Below are 17,923 nucleotides of genomic sequence, written 5' to 3' on the forward strand. Positions count from 1 at the left end.
CATGCAACAAGGTACAGTTAAATGGTTTAACGCAGAAAAAGGTTTCGGCTTTATCGAAGTTGAAGGCGGCAACGATGTATTCGTACATTTCTCCGCAATCACTGGCGAAGGCTTCAAAACTCTTGAAGAAGGACAACGCGTAGAATTTAACGTTGTTCAAGGCAACCGTGGACCACAAGCAGAAAACGTTGTAAAGCTGTAGTAGCTTACGAACGTTAATAAAACCGCCTTTAGCCTTCGGGCTGAGGGCGGTTTTTTTGTACGCGAAAATATCTTAGTTCTAAAGGAATGGCTCTAAGGCTTGGCGTGCTTGCATCACGAGAGAACCATCTATAGGCGAGTGTATACCTCCGGTTCTAACTCCTGTTCCAAGATGTACGGCACTTGCTCCTGTTGCCGATATGAAGTCTGGGAGGGATGCAACGGAAAGCCCGCTGCCAGGCATAATGGTTATGCCACGACCGCTGCTTAGCTCAATCAGGCTTTTGATTTGGCCAACCGCATCTAACACACTAGGCTGTCCTCCAGAGGTTAATATCCATTTGATTTGGGGATACTTCATGAGTGTAAATAATGCTTCTTCTTGATCGGCCGCTTCATCAAAGGCCCGATGAAAAGTAACAGGGCGGTCACCAGCAGCCTCCAGCAATCTCTCCAAGCTAGAGGTGTCAATCATGCCATGCGCGTCCAGCGTGCCAAGAACAAAAGCGTGGACGCCTAGAGAGCGCATTTTTGCTATTTGCTTGACCATTTCGCTAAGATCAGCCTTGTCATATACAAAGGAACTGCTATGTGGTCTGACCATCGCATGTACGGGAATCATTTTAGGGTTAGAATTGGTTTGTTCAAGCTTTTTCAAAGCATCAAGCACAGAGGTGATTTGTGGCTCGCTGGGGCTAAGACCGCCCTGATCAAAAGCAGAGATAAGCTCTACGCGATCTGCGCCGTGGGTGACAGCTGTAACCGCTTCATCCGCTGTCGTAGCAATGATTTCAAGAAGCATGGCTATTCTCCTTTTGGATATCAGGCTTTCGGATAGGAGCACTTGAGCGCCGCCTTGATTTCCGTTCTTAAAGTTGTTACAATGAACTCCAATAGTGCAACCACTATTTTAGCTTATTTGAGTCGAGGTGACTAGCATGGGTAAGAAAAGTGACGGCAAGCAGCTCGCCCAGAACAAGAAGGCTTCCCATGACTATTTCATTGAGGAAACGTTCGAGACAGGCATGGTGCTGTTAGGTACAGAGATTAAATCGATTCGAAATGGCCGGGCGAACATCGGCGATGCTTTTGCCACGATCCGCAACGGAGAACTGTTTATTCACAACATGCATATCAGCCCATTCGAACAAGGGAATATGCATAACCCAAGCGATCCAACGCGGGCGCGCAAGCTGCTTATGCATAAGGCTCAAATCCACAAGCTTCTTGGCTTATCTAAGCAAGAAGGGTATGCGATTGTGCCATTGAAGATTTATATCCGCAATGGTTTTGCCAAGCTGTTAATTGGGCTGGGTAAAGGTAAGAAGCAATACGATAAACGGGATACAGCAGCCAAGCGTGATGCTCAGCGTGATATCCAGCGTGTCCTGCGCGAGAAACAAAAGGTCGCACGCTAAGCTCAGTTTTCCATGGGAGATAACAGCCAATGTTGCCAATAACAAATGTGCACGAAAGCTGTCCTTCGTGGTATACTAAGTAAATAGCAACGGCAACACAACAAAGCAAGTGCATTTCGTGCTAGACAATCGGACAGCCTGACAGAGTTTTTCTGACAGCAGCTGATCCTTAATCCTAAAGCTTCAATTGAGCTAAACGTTAGTGCTTCCCACTATGACTTTCTGTCACATTGGCCAGTAGCTAACCGTTTATGCAAAATTGGGGGCGTTTATGGATTCGACGGGGATTGGACGAGCGCGGGTTGCGGGTAGCAGGGAGTCGTCTGCTTCATCAACGCTAAAGCCTATTAAACGGCAAACAACAAACAAACTACGCTTTCGCAGCCTAAGAAACTGTGTGCGTGCTTCTACCCAGCATCGTCCATGTGACTGGATTAGGGGCTAACAAGTAGTGGAATACGCTGTCTCATCTCCGCCTGCGGTGAGCTGAAGAAGACAATCAGGCTGACCCAACGTATAGCCGGTTACGGGGCGATACTCGGGTGACATCAAAACTGTGACTACACCCGTAGAAGCCTGTGTGGCGTGATCTTCGGACAGGGGTTCAAATCCCCTCGCCTCCACCAAACCATGAAAAACCCGACCTCGTGAGGTCGGGTTTTTGCATTTGTAATATTTGATAATGCGAATCTGTAGTTGAGTTAAGCAGGATTGTTACAACAATATATGATAATTTATTTATAAGCAACGCGACGATACTTAATGGAGGCTACCTCTTGAAGCGAATAGGACTTAGATTTTTTGCTTTGTTATAGGTCTTTTTTATCGGTAACCTTATTCTAATCGCGATATTTAAACCGGATTTGGAAGTTAGTACATCATTTTTAGTCGCATTTGGTGCCTAAACTGTCGTGGCGTTAGTTGAATATTACTTATTGAGAAAGAGACGCAAAGTTGATGATTGAGCTGCTGACGGAAGACCTTAGTTAAAAACAAAACGACAGCAGCAGTCAAGTAACCTGAAGTATTTGATTGCACCTGGAGGAACATTGATTTGGCCGTCGTTCCTGAAATGAGGAGTTGGATAAATAGATTAAAGTCGAAGAGGGATTGTAATCTGAAGTCCCTCTTGTTAAATATTTTTCGGTAAGCAAGGGCATAAGCTGGTTCTAACTTTGTTGCTGCGAACCATTAGACCACACGAATTTGATCGACAAGGTATCCGATATATTAGCGGTCGGATCACCGTTTATCAGAATAAGATCAGCACGCGCACCTTCGGTAATCAGACCGCGATCATGTAGACCAAAGCAACGGGCCGGTTTGGTAGTAGCCGATTGAAGAGCTTCAATTGGAGTGAACCCCGCCTTCACCAGCAGTTGCATTTCGTGGTGGACACTGGCTCCATGAGCAAGGCCACCAAGGTTCGGAACGGGAACCGGTGCGACATCCGTCCCTACAAGAATATCAACTCCGGCATGGTGAAGATCCATCACATTCTTAAAGCTGTTCTCCATATTGCCTTGTGGGAACGTATTGAAGCTTGAGTTCAAAATATCGATCCATTCCGGAGTTAATTTGGAATGAACTCGTGGATCATTCGCTAATTCCGAAGCTGGATTTCCAATAATCGATGAGTTCAACACCAAGCACGGTGTAACAAAAGCTCCAGACTCAGCTATGGATTTAACTAATTCGGACGTGCCCTCGGGTCTGTCGATAAACAAGTGCCCTAAACCGTCGACTCCTAAATTAATGGCTTCTTGCGATGAATGAGCCGTCAAGACGTGAGCGATGACCAGCTTATCGAACTTGTGGGCTTCTGTCACGGCTGTTCTTAGTATCTCATCGCTTAGTACAGGCAGGCCAGGAGCCCCCATGACAGTTCCTTCTTCGATCATGATCTTAATATAGTCGGCTCCATTCTCCACCTGGGTATGCACATGTTTGATCGCTTCTTCAACCGTCGTCACTTGCGGTATTTCTTCATGATCGTGAGCGTATGCGGCCAACATTGCTTCCCTGTCTTCCTCCGATAATTTCTCAAGCTCCTTTAATACGAATTCCGGTATTTCATCTCCATCAGGCAGTAATTCATCTGGGTGTCCACCAGGAGCGGTAATCGCTGTACCAGCAGAACGGACATCCGCGATGTCATCCACATTTTTCAGCTGAATTTCGCGCCCTCTTTTAGTAAAATCGCCGTTCATTTCGAGTTCTGTTGTAACGCCGAATTTTAGGGCATCTCGTAATCCGCCAATTGAGGTATGGACATGTGCATCAATCAGACCAGGTATTAGTGTCGCATTTTCTCCATCGATAATCGTTGCATCGGCTGGAATGTCTCCGCCCACTGAAATAATGGACTCCCCTTTAATGACAATATGTCTGGGATCAATAATTTGATATCCATCAAAGATTCGTACATTTGTAATCGCCGTAATTTGTTCTAACGCAGCATTTTGATTTACTTTCTCCATTTTAATTCCTCCCAATGTGTTTGCAATTCAATACATCGAAGTATAACTGTTAGGAATCTAACTGTAAACGAACTAAGGTTTATTTGACAAGCCTGTAGGATCACTGTATATTTTAGCTACTTACAATTAGATTCCTAACAATTATAGAGGGGACTTGGACGATCATGCATTCCCGAAAAGATACGCCTTATATGGATTTGTTTCAAATCATCGGTCTTAAGTTAAAGAAAAGAGCGGATGAGAGTATAAAAGAACTAGGATTAAGTTCTCAACAAGGAAAAGTAATCGATTATATTTATAAGAACCAAAATAATCATATTATTCAAAAGGATCTTGCAGATCGGTTTCATCTGCGTGGGGCAAGCATTACAAGCATGCTTCAAGTTCTAGAGCAAAAAGGGTTCATTGAGCGTAAAATCCCGGTCAATAATGAACGGCAAAAAAATATATATGTATTACCAAAAGCGGTTGAATTAATTGAAGGTTTTAATGACTCATTCCAAAAAGTGGAGGATGAAATCGTTCAAGCTCTTGATGACGAGGAGAAGCGAGTCTTAAAGAAATTGCTGATCAGAATTAATGAGCGCATTTAAAGAAGAGGATTTCCGATGAGATTATGGGAATATTTATAACAATAACATGTTGTATATTTTTACTTTTACTTTGGTGGTCATTTAATATGGTCGATACTCCAACCCCAATGGATCCGTGACTGATTGTTTATAAAACTTTATAAAGCTATGGGACACAATAGCCCAATAGAAAATTGAAGGCTGCCCAAATACGGATTCGATAGCCCTCATTACGCTAAAGAAGAACATTAATTGAATGGCAATAGCGGCAGTCTAAGACATTATTTTTCAAGTCTTGGTCTGCCGCTATTTCTTATAATGGATCAGTCTAAAACTTAATTTTAGAAAGCTGAAGATTCTTCAATTTAAAAACCGCGGTAATTCAACGACTCCAGTCTAATACTTTATTTCGTATTATTAGGCCAACCAGAAATCTCTGGTTAACCTAATAATACGAAAAAAGTATTAAGCAGAATAGTGAAAGTGTATTCTAAGCGCAAATAAAGTGAAGAACTCGGTCGTCTGCTTCAGCAAACGGCTTCAGAGGCCCTCTGCTCCGCGACGAATCAGATCATAATCCTGTTTCTTTTGGACGTGCCGGGCGCTGCGATTGGCAGTCGTAGTCACGATATCCGCTTCTAGGTGAAGGAAAAACCAGCACGAGCCATTCAACTAATGGGATATTAAAGATATACGAACCGAGATGCAATAAGTGAGTTCCGCGGAACATTAGTTAAAGAGAAACAGCGGCAGTCAGTCTAGGGCATTTATGCATCCTAGAGTACCGCTATTCTCTTTAACTGTACCCAAAAGTTGACATCGTAGAAGACAGGAGGGAGGACCTCATCAGCGACTTTCTTAGTTCACTTACGAACCAAGAGTAACTATCTGGACTGCGCCAGAATTTTATGCTTAAATACCGACCTTTGTATACCACGACTATGCCATTTGACAACCTACCTACTATATGGTAGGTTAATGGTATGAAAAATTTACTTAGTACCTCCGATAACATTTTGGCTTGTGCGCGTAATCTGATCATCGCTGGCGGCTACAACGGTTTCAGTTATGCCGACATCGCTGATGTGGTTGGGATACGGAAGGCTAGCATCCATCACCATTTCCCAAGCAAGGTCGATCTGGTCCGAACGCTAGTTGCGAGGTATCGGAAAGAAGCTGAAATAGGGATGGCTAATATCGAGCTTCACGTATCCGATCCGCTCGAACAGCTTCGGTCCTACGCCGGTTATTGGGAAGCCTGTATCGCTGACGCCAGCGCTCCTTTTTGTGTCTGTGCGTTGTTGGCAAGCCAGCTACCGGTCCTGCCCGAGGAAGTTGCTCTAGAGGTTCAGGCGCATTTCAGTTATTTGTCGACGTGGTTGACATCCGTGCTGGAGCGCGGTGTGCAGCACGAGCAACTTCAACTGACGACAACCCCTCGTATCGAAGCCGAAACGTTCATGGCGACGGTTCACGGCGCGATGCTTTCGGCGCGGGCTTATGGCGATCCGAAGATATTCGGCGTCGTGACAGGCCCGCTCTTGGAGCGACTCGCTTCACGATTCCCTTGAGCTGAAATTTTCGATGGCAATAGTTGCAGTCATGTTCAAGATGAAGGGAGGTCAACCATAACCCTATTGAGGATAAGATGGCTATTTATGAACTAATCAAATCTCATCCGCCAAGCGCCGATAAAGGGCATGACGACTACACATTTTGTCAGCCTGCCCTTGTCGATTCGCGGAGCGATATCACGAGTGCCAAGGGGTGAAGTTTGAAGTAGCTTTCAAAATTTATCTTTATAAACTACCTATTAGTAGGTATGGTGAGATTATCATTATTGCTGGTTATACAGCATTAAGCACGTTTTATTTCCTTGTTCCAGCCCGTGGATGACCTTAAGCCTGCCAAAACAGAACAAATAACCCCTGTCCTTAAGGACTGGAAGGAGACAATTATGTTTGGAATTTCATCACTCGGCTGGGTGCATACCCTCAGCAGCTTGCCCGCCATTCCGCTCGCTATATATATGTTTGCTCGCTACGGACGGATAGTGCCTCGGTCAAAGCCTGGTGTAGTCTACTTCTTTTCAATGCTGATTGGCGCAATCACAGTATTCCCCATCGCACATCAGTCGGTCAGCTATGTCATTGGTACGGCAACGATCCTTCTGCTGCTCGCCGGATACGGCATAGGGCGTGTTTCGATCTTTGAGCGTTCAGGCAAGTACCTAGAAACAATCTTTCTTAGCCTGACGGCGTTTCTGCTGATGCTGCCGACCGTTACCGAAACCCTGACCCGTGTTCCGAATGGCCACCCCATAGTCGCTGATTTGAATTCGCCTATTCTACTCGGCGCTCAGGGCATTCTATTCTTCATTCTCATCGTTGGCCTAACAGCCCAAATCATCCATTTGCGAAGGAAAAACAGGCTCAAGGCATTCACCTCGCCAGCTGAGATGTCTGCCGAATGAAGTATTATTATCTAAGAAAAAAGGAGCTGCAAGACATGTCATTAACTCAGGCTTTAGCGGAAGCCAAACAAGAATTTATCGCGCATACCCCTTTGGAGATTCAAGCGGAGATGTTTCGCCAGATCCGTGAGCAGCACGAATCTGGTTTTGTTTACGGCCGACAGGAGGGGCAGAGGGCAAAGGATTTTATACTCAAGAATGCTTTGGGAAAAACGATTAGTCTTTATGAAGAACTGTCTAAAGGACCTGTTGTTCTGACTTTCTACCGGGGTGGATGGTGCCCGTTCTGCAACAGTCAGCTTAAGGCCTATCAGAAGCTACTGCCGGACATCCAAGCTCTTGGTGGCCAGTTGATCGCGATCAGCCCGCAAAGCCCGGACAACACGCTTTCCCAACAGGAGAAGGAAGAGTTGACCTTCCAAGTGCTTAGCGACGCACACGGTCTTGTGGCCGCTTTCTATAACATTCTTTACGAAGTTCCAGATTACATTAAGAACATTATGAAACAAATTGGCATGGACTTGGCGGAATACAACGCGACGAACCGCTGGATCCTGCCGATTCCTTCCACCTTCATGATCGACGAATCCGGCATTATCCGTTCAGCCTACGTGAATCCGGACTTTATGCAGCGGTTGGATCCGGACAATATTCTGTATGAATTGAGAAAGCTTTAATTGTTGACTTCAACTTTCGCAGCTTCAAACATAGCCTAACCCTTGAAGCAGTATTCATAGAACCATTTTATATGGCAGACACGCTACGCTAACGGGAAACGCTAGTTCAGCGAACTATGTAGCAATCCAATATTTCCAGCACGTACGGGTATTTTAGTCTTTAAGAAAAGGTTTTTGCATTGAGAATGTAATCAGAAAAAATTCTGTATATAAAGGGAGGCGAGGCCCCTCGCCTCCACCAAACCATGAAAAACCCGACCTCGTGAGGTCGGGTTTTCGCGTTTTTATTTTTGTTAAGGCAAACTTTGATGAGCTAATGGGTAGAATTCTTTAGCTTTAATTGTTTTTTTCAGAGAATTATAACTTGATTGCGGTATAATTTGTTAGATAATACATATTTTAAAAAAATCTTACTGACTAATAATTAATTACAAATATTCTATTGGGGGAGACCTATGACTGATATAACTTTAGACAATATCAAAATTACAGTAGACTCCAATGACACTGATTACAATCAGGTATGTAATAATTTATATGAGTACAATGTTTGTGCAACAAATGGGTTGCTCAAAAAGCCTGGCAAGGATATTAATTTATATCTCGATGCCCTTTCATTCATTCCTTCGTTACGCCTATCTGGTGGGTGGAGGCCGGTTATCCTAACGGTACAGGTCTGTGCCCTTTTTTTTTAACGCAATCCGGTACTCCGTGCAGTCTTGAGATCCCGCGAATAAGCCAGTATTCATGCTAATTGAGAAGTGGTTAAGCAGCTCGTTTCATAGGGAGAATTCGATTTTCAGCCTCAATGACCTGGAGTTGCTCCATGGCTAGATCATATTCGGCTAGTAGCTGTTGCAATTTGAAGCTTGTAGGCTTTCTCGGCATGCTTGGCACCGAATGAGCGGGCGGCAAGAGCCAGCTCTTCGCCAGCTCTTCGTTCACTACTGTGCCTCTTCATGACGGTTTTCCAAACGTCGACTACCTGGCAAGCGGTGAGTTTTTGAAGGTCGGCAGGCGTAGGGAAAGGCGCAGAGTGGCAAGTGAACCGGAGCCAATGAGGTGCTTATATACCTGCCGCAGCTCGGGGAACACAATGTCGACCCAACGGTGGATCTGGTTTTTGACGCTAACGAGATGATGGGCGATTGTTTCCCGGTTTACTATGAGCACGCGTAATTCCATGAATTCTTTACGGGTCTCTTTGATGAAAGTGTAGTAGCCGTTTTTCACCATGTCGGCAATGACAAAGGCATCTTTAATGTCGCTTTTGGATGGTGTATTGTCACGGTTTTCCTTGTTCCTTTTGACGAGATGAGGATTCACCAATGCGACCTCGAAGCTGCGATTTCTGAGCCAGGCAGCGAGGCTAAGCCAGCAGTGGCCGGTTGGTTCCATGCCGATGATGCTGTCGTTTAGTTGGTGCGTTTCCTGCAAATCTTTTATCCACTGCAGCAGTAGGCTGAAGCCGGCATCGTTGTTGGAGAAGTGAAGCGGAGTGCCTAGCAGAATGCCACGGAAGTTGATGGCGCGAGCAACGTGGGACTGCTGGGCGATGTCGATACCGACGACAAGATGCTGGATTGAAATGTATTCAAGCAGTTGATTTTGTTTGGGCTTGAGCTTTAAAATTCAAGATAGAGCGACCTCCTTAAGATGGCTAAAGGGCTATGACCCGTGACTACCCCATCTTACTGGAGGCGCTCGTTTTTGTGCAAAGCGCAAAATTAACGCTATACAGGAATCCTAACGGGCAGGATAGCTCAATAAAGTTACTGGTTACCATATAAATAACTTAGTTTGTTTAATATACAAACTAAGTTACAATTGCTATTCTATTGGTAAGTGCTTTCATCATCTCAACACAAGAACCCTTATGCTATATTCGGTTCAATTTCAAATTCAGAGAGGAGCAACGCCATCATGGATCAAAATATTAAACAAGCGATAATCAGGGGAGAAACCTCGCTTGGCATCGAATTTGGATCCACACGAATTAAGGCTGTACTTATTGATTACAATTTTGAAACAATCGGTACCAGCACCTATGAGTGGGAAAATCAATTGATCGACGGCTATTGGACTTACCATCTCAATGAAATGATTAACGGGTTGCAAGAAACCTATCACCAATTAAAGCAAAAGGTTGAGAATAATTATGGCGTAACACTGCAAAAAATCGGAACAATCGGATGTTCTGCCATGATGCAGGGCTATATTGCACTTGATCAAGCAGGGGAACTATTGGTTCCATTCCGTACATGGCGCAATACCACAACGGGTACAGCTGCATCGGAGCTAACCGAGACATTCCAATTTAAAATTCCTCAACGCTGGAGCATCGCACATTTGTATCAAGCGATTTTGAACGATGAAGAGCATGTCAATAACATAAATTATATTACGACTTTGTCGGGTTATATTCATTGGCTGTTGACTGGCAGCAAGGCTCTTGGTATTGGGGATGCCTCTGGTATGTTCCCAATCGATGAATCTGCACAGCAATATAATGAGAATATGGTGAAGCAGTTTGCCGATTTAATTGCCGATAAAGACTACCCGTGGAAACTTAAAGATATTTTACCTAAAGTTTATACTGCAGGTGAACATGCTGGATATCTCAATGAAGCTGGTGCTCTACTATTAGATCCATCAGGCAGCCTGGAAGCAGGTATTCCGCTATGTCCTCCAGAAGGCGATGCCGGAACAGGGATGGTCGCTACGAATAGTATCAAAAAGCGTACCGGCAACATATCCGTAGGTACGTCGGTTTTTGCCATGATTGTACTGGAGAAAGATTTATCCACGGTGTACCCTGAGATTGACATCGTCACTACACCTGATGGTAGCCCTGTCAGCATGGTTCTTGCTAACAACTGCTCTAGCGATATTAATGCATGGCTTGGCTTGTTCCGTGAATTTTATGAAGCTATGGGGCTGAAAACCGATATGAACCATTTATTCAGCGTCCTGTTCAACAAAGCGCTGGAAGCAGACGCTGATGGCGGTGGCTTGCTGAGCTATGGCTACTATGCAGGTGAGAACATTACCGGGCTTGCAAAAGGTCGTCCGCTGTTCGTTCGTTCTCCAGAAAGCCGCTTCAATCTGGCTAACTTTATGAGAGTACAGCTGTTTACCGCGTTTGCTGCACTAAGGCTCGGGATGGATACTTTGACACAGAAGGAGCATATAACGATTGACCGTATTTTGGCGCATGGCGGATTGTTCAAAACGTCGCTAGTCGGTCAAAAAATGTGTGCCGCAGCACTGAATGTTCCTGTTTCGGTCATGTCTACAGCTGGTGAGGGCGGTGCATGGGGGATGGCAATTTTGGCATCCTATATGGTTAATAAGGAGCAGCACGAGGGCTTGGCTGATTACCTTACCACTAGAGTGTTCAACGATGCAGAAGGACAAGAGGTTTATCCTGACAGCGCAGATGTGAATGGCTTTGCCTTGTTTATGGAGCGTTACACGAAAGGGCTGGCAATTGAGCAGGCAGCGGTAGATCATTTTGTAGAAAATTGGAAGAAATGAGAAGCACGAAAAATGTAGGGATTATTGTCTCTGATCGCTTGGGTGTCCGATGACGGATTTAAAGGGAATGTTAGTGTCAGAGGTAAATGACACTAACATTCCCTTTAACCGACGACGACGTCGAGGAACGTACCTCCGGTGTGATACTTCTCGCCGGTCTCGATGTTAACCATTGTGTAGCATTTGAAGTAATCATACATAGATTTCGGGAATTGTAGGGGACATACAGGATTGAACTAACTGGAAACGATTGCTGAACAAAGTTAGGCTAATTCTAAGGTGATGAGAAGCTATGCGGCTTCGCCAAACATTCTTAACATCACACTCCGGCGAATTGTGGTTTTGCACAGCCACGTTTCGCCTTCAACAAACCATGAAAAACCCGACTTCGTGAGGTCGGATTTTTGCGTTTTTATTTTGTTAAGGTAAATTTTTGTTGTGCTAACGGGCAACATAGCGTGATACGATACGGAAGTATTTACTAACAATTTCTGTACATGCTATATTAGCATGGTTGATTCATGGACCTCTTTGAAGGAGTTAAGAAATAAATGAAATCTACGATTATTCAAGCGATTTTGTTTTCAATTTAAATGCATTTAATTGGCATAGATGTTGCTTATTTATATTTAGAGTATTTAAACAGATACAAACTAAACCAAGGTTACTTTGCTGCAGATTATGGACTTCAAGATTCGGGCAGCATTCCTATTATGAATAATACGAGGTGTGATTGTAATGGATGATAATATGTATCCAGAGAATTACTTTGAACACTACATCTTTAGTTTTTCTAGCACAGGACAAACATCAGATATTATTGGATTCGAGAATTTAGCGAGGTTGTATATAGATATTGAAGGCTCTGACACGTTTTCATTTTTGATAGACGAAATTCAGTTAATTAAGGAAAATGATGATTGGTCTTACTTTGATAAAATAGCTAGAGATTTTGATATTAAAGATTTAACTACTAATAAACTAAAGGAAATGGCCGATGTAGCAATCACAGTTTCTATGGAAATGACTTAGTTGGAATTTAGTATTACTGGATGTTAGCTGCATTGATTTGTTAGTTAAATAAAAGTTAAGAAGGTCTATACCTTTGAACTCATAGGCGGGTTAGCAACCGGCGGTGATTATGAGGTAGTTGAACTTAATGGTTTTTTGTGAATTCATTTCTTATCGGCAATACATGTTCAATAACGGATGTAAGTAATAAGTACAGTATAGCCAACAACCAATGTAAGAGCATGAGTGAATTTACAGATGTTTTTTGCAGGCCTTTTCAATTTGAGCGGGGCCTTCATCACATCTAGAGAGTGTCCGATTAGATATCGTAATTGAAACCGATATTGATTACATTTATTCAGCTAACGGGACACGATGGTTCAATAAAAATACGGAAGCAGCCGACCACAATGATCGGCTGTTTCACTATGCTATACCAGCTAATAGCTTGTCAAGATTACCAGAAAAGTCATTCTAGATCAGGTGTTATAGAAAAGAATGAGCATGCCAAATAACCCTCCAATAAACCAGAAAGAACTGGTTGATCTCATAATACGAATGGGTAGGTTAATGGAATGGTCGGTAGCTTTTTTCGCTAAAAGTAAACATGAAAACGTTATAGTTCTGATATTATTTAGATAGCCACAATTGACTTGAAAAGGAGACGAGGTTTCCTTATGCGGATAGATTTTCGAGTAAATCATGACGATTTTGATAAACATATTGATTTTACGGAAGCGCAAGTATTTTTCTCTTCACCAATTGAGCGAATGTGTACGTTCCAAGCTTGGGGGATTGCANCCAAGCTTGGGGGATTGCAGTGCTAAGTGAATCTCCTCTAAATAAGGAACTAAAAAAACATGTTGGACAAGAAGTGGGCAACTATAACAGTTATTCGTCTCTATATAAAGAACTAAAGAAGCATCTGGAAGTTGACGGGGATATTTATGTTGCTGGAATGGTTTCGGTAATATTTCCTAATGTAGAGGCAGGAGTCATTGAAGTTGCACTCTTTAAAGAAAGTGGCGAAGGTTTTTTATACGGACCAGAGGGTATTGTACGAGTTACGCGGAGTTGGGGAAATACCATTTCATCTAGTAAGAAGGAGTATTACATCGATTTTATATCAGACTGGCCTTTTGGAAGCGGTAATCTACGGATTTACGCTGAGAATGAGTTTATACATTCGATTGATGTGAAGGACTGCATTCCTCTTAGTTGGTATGTAGAAAATCCAGAGAAGTATGCGTATCAGACGAGGGTAGGAGATTAAGCTAACTGGCAAGTTAGTTTAACACGCCGTAATTTATATAGAGTTTCAATTAAGGAGGTATGTTGAATTAACAGAAGGAGATGGAGATATTACGGAGCAACTTATCTTATTGGTTACATAATTTCAATTTATGGAACGGGCATTCCTCAGTGGTACTACTTAATTCCAGTAAAAATAGTGGCCTGTTGTTTTATGCTGATTGGTGGGAGTTCTATATATTATATGGCGGAAGAAAAACTTCATTTATTATTGGCTTTCTATAAGTCATTAAAGTATATCGCAGTTTCATTTGCAATCTTATTCGTCTTTGCTTTGATACAGCATATTTTTGATATTAACTTATCTGCAATAGTAGGAATTTAATAGTTTAACTTGTTGAGCTCCCTCGAAATGATTCAGTTTCCTCACTCAGACTCATGAATTCGCAGGATTTCATCCTGTAGTTAAGTTGAAGAGGAGGATGATGTAGGAGCCGGTGGTTGGGAGATGGAGATTTGGGCATGCGGAAGTAAAGGTAATTATGAATCACCCATATTGTTCCATAATGCGCGCGTCTCCACTTCGCCCTAGCGATTCTCACTCCCACGTCTCAACGGGTCATAGCCTTTTCATTCCTTCGTCACATCTAACTACGGGGTGGAGGTCGGTCTTTCTAACGGAACGGGTCCGAGCCCTTTTGTTCAATGTCTCCCGATACTCCGTGCATCTTGTCATCCTGCGAATGCATCAGCTGGTGAGGTCTAATTAAGCTGCCTGTGGGAATACCTTTAACGGCTCGTAAGAAGTATTGTTTTTAGCTAAAGCTACGAGCATTCGTGCTGCTTTAGCGCATAAATTCATGATGGACTTCATCTTCTTCAGTTTCTTCTCCTCTACATTAAAACGATGTGCTGCTCGAATTTCTGGATTTGTCATGACCATACTCAGGGTCATAAGATAAAGAAAATGACGTAAGCGTGGTCGGCCGCGTTTACTGAGAACCATCTTTCCTCTCCGTTTCCCTGAGCTATCCACGGCTAGATTTGTTACATTGATGCCCCGTATTTCAAGTAGTTTTTGTGCATAGGGAATACGCACAAGAATGATACGGAGCTCTTGCTCAATTTGTTCAAGCTGATGCTGGGCTAGGACATATTCTTCGAGCAACTGCCCAAGAAGCTTGTACGCGCGAAGTGCTTGAGTAGTGCCTACACTGGTCTTTGCAAGTGAAATGAGCAGTTCAGCACGTTTAACACCAGCATGACGTTTAGCATATTGCTTCCAACCGATAAGAACTTGTTCTGTAGTTAGCCGACTGATCTCTTTCGGTAGTGGAAAGAGCCTGAGCGTTGCGATTGCACTGGTGCACGTAAGAATTTTAAAGACCTGTCGAAGTTCAGGAAAAAAAATATCTACCCAGCGATGGATCTGAGTAACCGCAGCATTGAGGCGTTTTGTAATTGTTTCTCGATTTGCCATAAGAATACGTAGTTCCTCGTAATCTTCGGGGTGGAAACGAACAGGGGAGTAGTATCCGTTTTTGACCATGTCAGCAATGACTAGTGCATCCTTATGGTCGCTCTTAGACGGTGTGTTATCCCGGTTTTCTTTGTTCTTTTTGACGAGATGAGGATTTACCAAAACGGGTTTAATGCCTTTGATTGAGGAGTCAACGTGCTACGAGCGCTGCTATTTCGAGTCATGATGCCGTTGGTGGCAAAGAATCGCGCCTTTAAAGCATTACATCAGTACTACACCAAACGGCCATCCAATCCATTGAAAAAGATGCAATCGCTCATAGCGCTTTGCGGCAAGTAAATACGAATTCTCTTTGGTGTCCTGAAAAAGGGGCATCGGTTTAGTGAAGAAAAGATGTTGCAGGATATCCCACGGTTCACGGAAGTGTCGTTAGCAATGCTTGTCATGTGCGAAAGAAAATCGTTCAAAATCTAAGGAATAAGCGTATTTAAGAGGAAAACGATCCTTCATAGAGGGAGGATCGTTTAATCATTTTCGCGATTAACTTCAATTAGCGGATTCATAAATATGTCCGTATCTCGGCTCAAATTTGAAGGAGGAAAAAATATGCCGTATGGCTTCTCATTAGGTTCAAGCGAATGAAACAATGTATTTTTATTGTAAAACGATAAATAAAATGATAAAATCAAAAAAAGAGGTGAAATAGATGAAAAAAGAGACGCTTTTTTTAAAAGTTGTTCTGGTTGTTATGGCAATTCCTGCATTAGTGATGTGTTTTTATGGACTCCCAGCGATGGCGCATAGTATGATGCCGGATTTCCCGGATATTAAAGTTTATCTTTCCGCTTTGGCTGCGTATGTGGCGTCTATTGCATATTTATTTACGCTACTTCAGGCATTTAAGCTTCTCAGGTACATTGACACAAGTACCGCTTTTTCGCAAACCTCTGTTTTAGCGCTTAAGAAAATAAAGCAAGCAGCGGTTGTCGTATCACTCATGTTTGCATGTAATCTCCCGCTTTTCTACTTTGTAGCTGACGGTGCTGATGCACCAGGCGTCATGGTCATCGGGCTAATGATAACCTGTGCGCCAATCGTAATCGCAGTATTTGCAGCAGTTCTTGAGAAATTGCTCAAAAACGCGATCGAGCTCAAAGAAGAACAGGAGTTGACCGTATGATAGTGGTTAACATTGACGTCATGCTTGCGAAGCGGAAAATGAGCGTTACTGAGTTATCGGAGAAAGTTGGCATTACAATGGCGAACCTGTCGATACTTAAAAACGGAAAAGCGAAAGCCATTCGAATCTCAACACTCGAATCGATCTGCAAAGCTCTCGATTGCCAGCCAGGAGATATCCTCGAATATCGTCAGGATTGAATAAAATAAAAAACGGCCGTACGTCGCAGATGTAAGTAATGATGAAGAGTTCGAAAGCTATATTAATCCTTACGGCTACATAACCTTCGCCTTTGATGTTAACGGCAATATGACACTATACCATAAGAATAACTTAATAATAATAATGCTTGCTCATGACCATTGTTTAATGTCGGGTGACAATACACCGTTTATGAGACAGGTTATTTTAAATTAAAGATACAGTTTTTCATTACGCTAACGGAGAACGTTAGTTCAGCAAACCACTCGCCTCCACCATGTGTAACCCCGACCGCAAGCGGTCGGGGTTTTTGTTATCTTAAATATGCCGTTAACTGTTCTAACCTTTGTTTTATATAACTTATTGAATGGGCTCTAATGCCAGAGAGTGAATAATTTCCTCTTGGGAAAAAGGTTTTTTCCTTCCCAATTGTTTAACTCTTACCATAAAGGGGCTTCCAGGATTTTTCATATGGAAAAAGCCAGGTATGCGCATCACTCTCGAAAGATTGGTTATCATGGGATCAGAGCTGAATTTTTTGGCTAAAGCTTTTTGAATTGGAACGAATTTGCTTACGGTTCCGCCTTGAAGGGTCCAATAGATGTGATATCCGTTTTTAGTTTCGATAATCATCGTATCCTTGATTTGAGTCTTGAATTTTTTTAGAAACGCATTTTTTAATTTCGTTACTCTTTGTTTTTTTCGCAGAGCTAGAAGGTGGTATTTACCTTGTTTAGTTTTTTTAACGGTAATGGATAGAAGTTGTTCTGCGGGGTCAGATTGAATGGATTCAATCATCTGCTTCACTTGTTCTTTTGTGTCTAAATGCATGGAGATTTTGTTTAGGTCTACATCAATGAACTGCGCTCTTATTTTTCTGAAATCACTAGTCCTTGTTTCTCGGTAATTGATCTCCATAAAAACGGCATAGCCTCTTTTATTTTGAGTGAGAACATGTATGGGTTTATTCCTCTTGGAGAAAAGAGTGAACTGAGGTGTGCGTTTTTCAAGTAGATTGAGAGGTTTATGGAGTGTTATCGCTGGGTGAATAGAAGAGGAGCTGAATTTCTTGTTTTTGTTTTTAGGGTCATGGACTAAAATAAAGTGAAGTTGTTCGTTCGGCTTGCAGCCTAGTTTTTTAATAAAATGGCGTGCGTGACTGGAGAACCTTCGCAAATTTTTGGAATATCTCTTTGAGCTTAGACGTTGTGCCATTGGACCACCTCTCCTTTAAAGCATGCGTTACAATCTCAGTTCTGTTCTAAACAATCATATTCTGGCAAGAGGATACAAGTGTAAGGGGCGGTACCCATTTTTCGATATTAGATATGCGGTTGTGGAATATGCATTCCCTCGAGCTTTTATTGCGGAATCGTCATCTTGACAAACCGTCATTGTAAAAAGATACTTATTCGAAGTGGAGATTGTTGGCACAGTCAGAG

At 42.9% G+C, this 17,923-nt stretch carries 16 protein-coding genes, 1 other RNA gene and 2 pseudogenes; 13 read left to right on the top strand and 6 right to left on the bottom strand.

Features of this window, described 5'->3' with window-relative positions; all coding sequences use genetic code 11:
* The first annotated feature begins 1 nt into the window (after window position 1).
* Window positions 2-202 (top strand): cold-shock protein, encoded by a 201-nt coding sequence (locus FJQ58_RS12980; RefSeq protein WP_028609190.1) that lies wholly within the window; start codon window positions 2-4, stop codon window positions 200-202.
* A 78-nt stretch (window positions 203-280) separates the two neighbouring features.
* On the opposite strand, the gene FJQ58_RS12985 is transcribed toward FJQ58_RS12980, so the two are convergent.
* Window positions 281-1,003: a copper homeostasis protein CutC gene (locus FJQ58_RS12985; protein WP_139994022.1), complete on the bottom strand. Its 723-nt coding sequence runs from the start codon at window positions 1,001-1,003 to the stop codon at window positions 281-283.
* A gap of 136 nt (window positions 1,004-1,139) precedes the next feature.
* On the opposite strand from FJQ58_RS12985, the gene smpB reads away from it, so the two are divergent.
* Both smpB and ssrA read left to right on the top strand, forming a co-directional pair.
* Window positions 1,140-1,619, top strand: coding sequence for an SsrA-binding protein SmpB (gene smpB, locus FJQ58_RS12990; protein WP_139994024.1), 480 nt, complete (start codon window positions 1,140-1,142; stop codon window positions 1,617-1,619).
* 261 nt (window positions 1,620-1,880) lie between these two features.
* Window positions 1,881-2,245: a transfer-messenger RNA gene (gene ssrA / locus FJQ58_RS12995) on the top strand.
* Window positions 2,246-2,788: 543 nt separating this feature from the next.
* Here the strand turns inward: ssrA and FJQ58_RS13000 are convergent.
* Complete coding sequence (locus tag FJQ58_RS13000; RefSeq protein WP_139994026.1) at window positions 2,789-4,099, bottom strand: amidohydrolase family protein; 1,311 nt, start codon at window positions 4,097-4,099, stop codon at window positions 2,789-2,791.
* Between the two features lie 164 nt (window positions 4,100-4,263).
* On the opposite strand from FJQ58_RS13000, the gene FJQ58_RS13005 reads away from it, so the two are divergent.
* The 4 genes from FJQ58_RS13005 (at window position 4,264) to FJQ58_RS13020 (ending at window position 7,821) form a co-directional block, all read left to right on the top strand.
* On the top strand, window positions 4,264-4,692 hold the full coding sequence (locus tag FJQ58_RS13005; RefSeq protein ID WP_139994028.1) for a MarR family winged helix-turn-helix transcriptional regulator: 429 nt from the start codon (window positions 4,264-4,266) through the stop codon (window positions 4,690-4,692).
* A 962-nt stretch (window positions 4,693-5,654) separates the two neighbouring features.
* Window positions 5,655-6,242, top strand: coding sequence for a TetR/AcrR family transcriptional regulator (locus FJQ58_RS13010; protein WP_139994030.1), 588 nt, complete (start codon window positions 5,655-5,657; stop codon window positions 6,240-6,242).
* Window positions 6,243-6,628: 386 nt separating this feature from the next.
* Window positions 6,629-7,144, top strand: a complete 516-nt coding sequence (locus FJQ58_RS13015) for a hypothetical protein (protein WP_139994032.1) — start codon at window positions 6,629-6,631, stop codon at window positions 7,142-7,144.
* A gap of 35 nt (window positions 7,145-7,179) precedes the next feature.
* Complete coding sequence (locus FJQ58_RS13020) at window positions 7,180-7,821, top strand: peroxiredoxin-like family protein (RefSeq protein ID WP_139994034.1); 642 nt, start codon at window positions 7,180-7,182, stop codon at window positions 7,819-7,821.
* Window positions 7,822-8,656: 835 nt separating this feature from the next.
* Here the strand turns inward: FJQ58_RS13020 and FJQ58_RS33190 are convergent.
* Together FJQ58_RS33190 and FJQ58_RS13025 are read right to left on the bottom strand one after the other, a co-directional pair.
* Window positions 8,657-8,782: a hypothetical protein gene (locus tag FJQ58_RS33190; RefSeq protein WP_274382324.1), complete on the bottom strand. Its 126-nt coding sequence runs from the start codon at window positions 8,780-8,782 to the stop codon at window positions 8,657-8,659.
* Between the two features lie 20 nt (window positions 8,783-8,802).
* Window positions 8,803-9,453 (bottom strand): IS110 family transposase, encoded by a 651-nt coding sequence (locus tag FJQ58_RS13025; protein ID WP_139994036.1) that lies wholly within the window; start codon window positions 9,451-9,453, stop codon window positions 8,803-8,805.
* A 291-nt stretch (window positions 9,454-9,744) separates the two neighbouring features.
* Here FJQ58_RS13025 and FJQ58_RS13030 point away from each other — a divergent pair, with 291 nt between their 5' ends.
* The 3 genes from FJQ58_RS13030 to FJQ58_RS13040 all read left to right on the top strand — a co-directional run bounded on the left by FJQ58_RS13030 (window position 9,745) and on the right by FJQ58_RS13040 (window position 13,642).
* The gene (locus FJQ58_RS13030) at window positions 9,745-11,358 is read left to right on the top strand and encodes a xylulokinase (RefSeq protein ID WP_139994039.1); all 1,614 of its coding nucleotides are present in this window, start codon (window positions 9,745-9,747) and stop codon (window positions 11,356-11,358) included.
* A 738-nt stretch (window positions 11,359-12,096) separates the two neighbouring features.
* Window positions 12,097-12,390, top strand: a complete 294-nt coding sequence (locus tag FJQ58_RS13035) for a hypothetical protein (protein WP_139994041.1) — start codon at window positions 12,097-12,099, stop codon at window positions 12,388-12,390.
* A 799-nt stretch (window positions 12,391-13,189) separates the two neighbouring features.
* Window positions 13,190-13,642: a hypothetical protein gene (locus FJQ58_RS13040; RefSeq protein WP_139994043.1), complete on the top strand. Its 453-nt coding sequence runs from the start codon at window positions 13,190-13,192 to the stop codon at window positions 13,640-13,642.
* Window positions 13,643-14,386: 744 nt separating this feature from the next.
* On the opposite strand, the pseudogene FJQ58_RS13045 reads toward FJQ58_RS13040, so the two are convergent.
* Window positions 14,387-15,280, bottom strand: a pseudogene (locus FJQ58_RS13045) (IS110 family transposase); the annotation flags it as partial.
* Between the two features lie 6 nt (window positions 15,281-15,286).
* Here FJQ58_RS13045 and FJQ58_RS32935 point away from each other — a divergent pair.
* From FJQ58_RS32935 to FJQ58_RS13060, 3 genes and pseudogenes are all read left to right on the top strand, one after another.
* Window positions 15,287-15,574 (top strand): annotated as a pseudogene (locus FJQ58_RS32935) (hypothetical protein); the annotation flags it as partial.
* A gap of 232 nt (window positions 15,575-15,806) precedes the next feature.
* The gene (locus FJQ58_RS13055; RefSeq protein WP_139994045.1) at window positions 15,807-16,280 is read left to right on the top strand and encodes a DUF2975 domain-containing protein; all 474 of its coding nucleotides are present in this window, start codon (window positions 15,807-15,809) and stop codon (window positions 16,278-16,280) included.
* The gene (locus FJQ58_RS13060) at window positions 16,277-16,480 is read left to right on the top strand and encodes a helix-turn-helix domain-containing protein (RefSeq protein ID WP_139994047.1); all 204 of its coding nucleotides are present in this window, start codon (window positions 16,277-16,279) and stop codon (window positions 16,478-16,480) included. The genes FJQ58_RS13055 and FJQ58_RS13060 overlap by 4 nt, the downstream gene beginning before the upstream one ends.
* A gap of 361 nt (window positions 16,481-16,841) precedes the next feature.
* Here FJQ58_RS13060 and FJQ58_RS13065 read toward each other — a convergent pair whose 3' ends face one another.
* Window positions 16,842-17,696, bottom strand: coding sequence for a DNA-primase RepB domain-containing protein (locus tag FJQ58_RS13065; protein WP_139994049.1), 855 nt, complete (start codon window positions 17,694-17,696; stop codon window positions 16,842-16,844).
* Window positions 17,697-17,923 lie beyond the last annotated feature (227 nt).

Source organism: Paenibacillus paridis (assembly GCF_006345825.1).
Taxonomy (GTDB): Bacteria; Bacillota; Bacilli; order Paenibacillales; family Paenibacillaceae; genus Pristimantibacillus; species Pristimantibacillus paridis.

What these genes read in the sequence shown, in the direction of transcription:
- FJQ58_RS12980 (WP_028609190.1), top strand. Translation starts at nt 2, where the DNA reads ATGCAACAAGGTACAGTTAAATGGTTTAACGCAGAAAAAGGTTTCGGC.
- FJQ58_RS12985 (WP_139994022.1), bottom strand. Translation starts at nt 1,003, where the DNA reads ATGCTTCTTGAAATCATTGCTACGACAGCGGATGAAGCGGTTACAGCT.
- smpB (WP_139994024.1), top strand. Translation starts at nt 1,140, where the DNA reads ATGGGTAAGAAAAGTGACGGCAAGCAGCTCGCCCAGAACAAGAAGGCT.
- FJQ58_RS13000 (WP_139994026.1), bottom strand. Translation starts at nt 4,099, where the DNA reads ATGGAGAAAGTAAATCAAAATGCTGCGTTAGAACAAATTACGGCGATT.
- FJQ58_RS13005 (WP_139994028.1), top strand. Translation starts at nt 4,264, where the DNA reads ATGCATTCCCGAAAAGATACGCCTTATATGGATTTGTTTCAAATCATC.
- FJQ58_RS13010 (WP_139994030.1), top strand. Translation starts at nt 5,655, where the DNA reads ATGAAAAATTTACTTAGTACCTCCGATAACATTTTGGCTTGTGCGCGT.
- FJQ58_RS13015 (WP_139994032.1), top strand. Translation starts at nt 6,629, where the DNA reads ATGTTTGGAATTTCATCACTCGGCTGGGTGCATACCCTCAGCAGCTTG.
- FJQ58_RS13020 (WP_139994034.1), top strand. Translation starts at nt 7,180, where the DNA reads ATGTCATTAACTCAGGCTTTAGCGGAAGCCAAACAAGAATTTATCGCG.
- FJQ58_RS33190 (WP_274382324.1), bottom strand. Translation starts at nt 8,782, where the DNA reads ATGAAGAGGCACAGTAGTGAACGAAGAGCTGGCGAAGAGCTGGCTCTT.
- FJQ58_RS13030 (WP_139994039.1), top strand. Translation starts at nt 9,745, where the DNA reads ATGGATCAAAATATTAAACAAGCGATAATCAGGGGAGAAACCTCGCTT.
- FJQ58_RS13035 (WP_139994041.1), top strand. Translation starts at nt 12,097, where the DNA reads ATGGATGATAATATGTATCCAGAGAATTACTTTGAACACTACATCTTT.
- FJQ58_RS13055 (WP_139994045.1), top strand. Translation starts at nt 15,807, where the DNA reads ATGAAAAAAGAGACGCTTTTTTTAAAAGTTGTTCTGGTTGTTATGGCA.
- FJQ58_RS13060 (WP_139994047.1), top strand. Translation starts at nt 16,277, where the DNA reads ATGATAGTGGTTAACATTGACGTCATGCTTGCGAAGCGGAAAATGAGC.
- FJQ58_RS13065 (WP_139994049.1), bottom strand. Translation starts at nt 17,696, where the DNA reads ATGGCACAACGTCTAAGCTCAAAGAGATATTCCAAAAATTTGCGAAGG.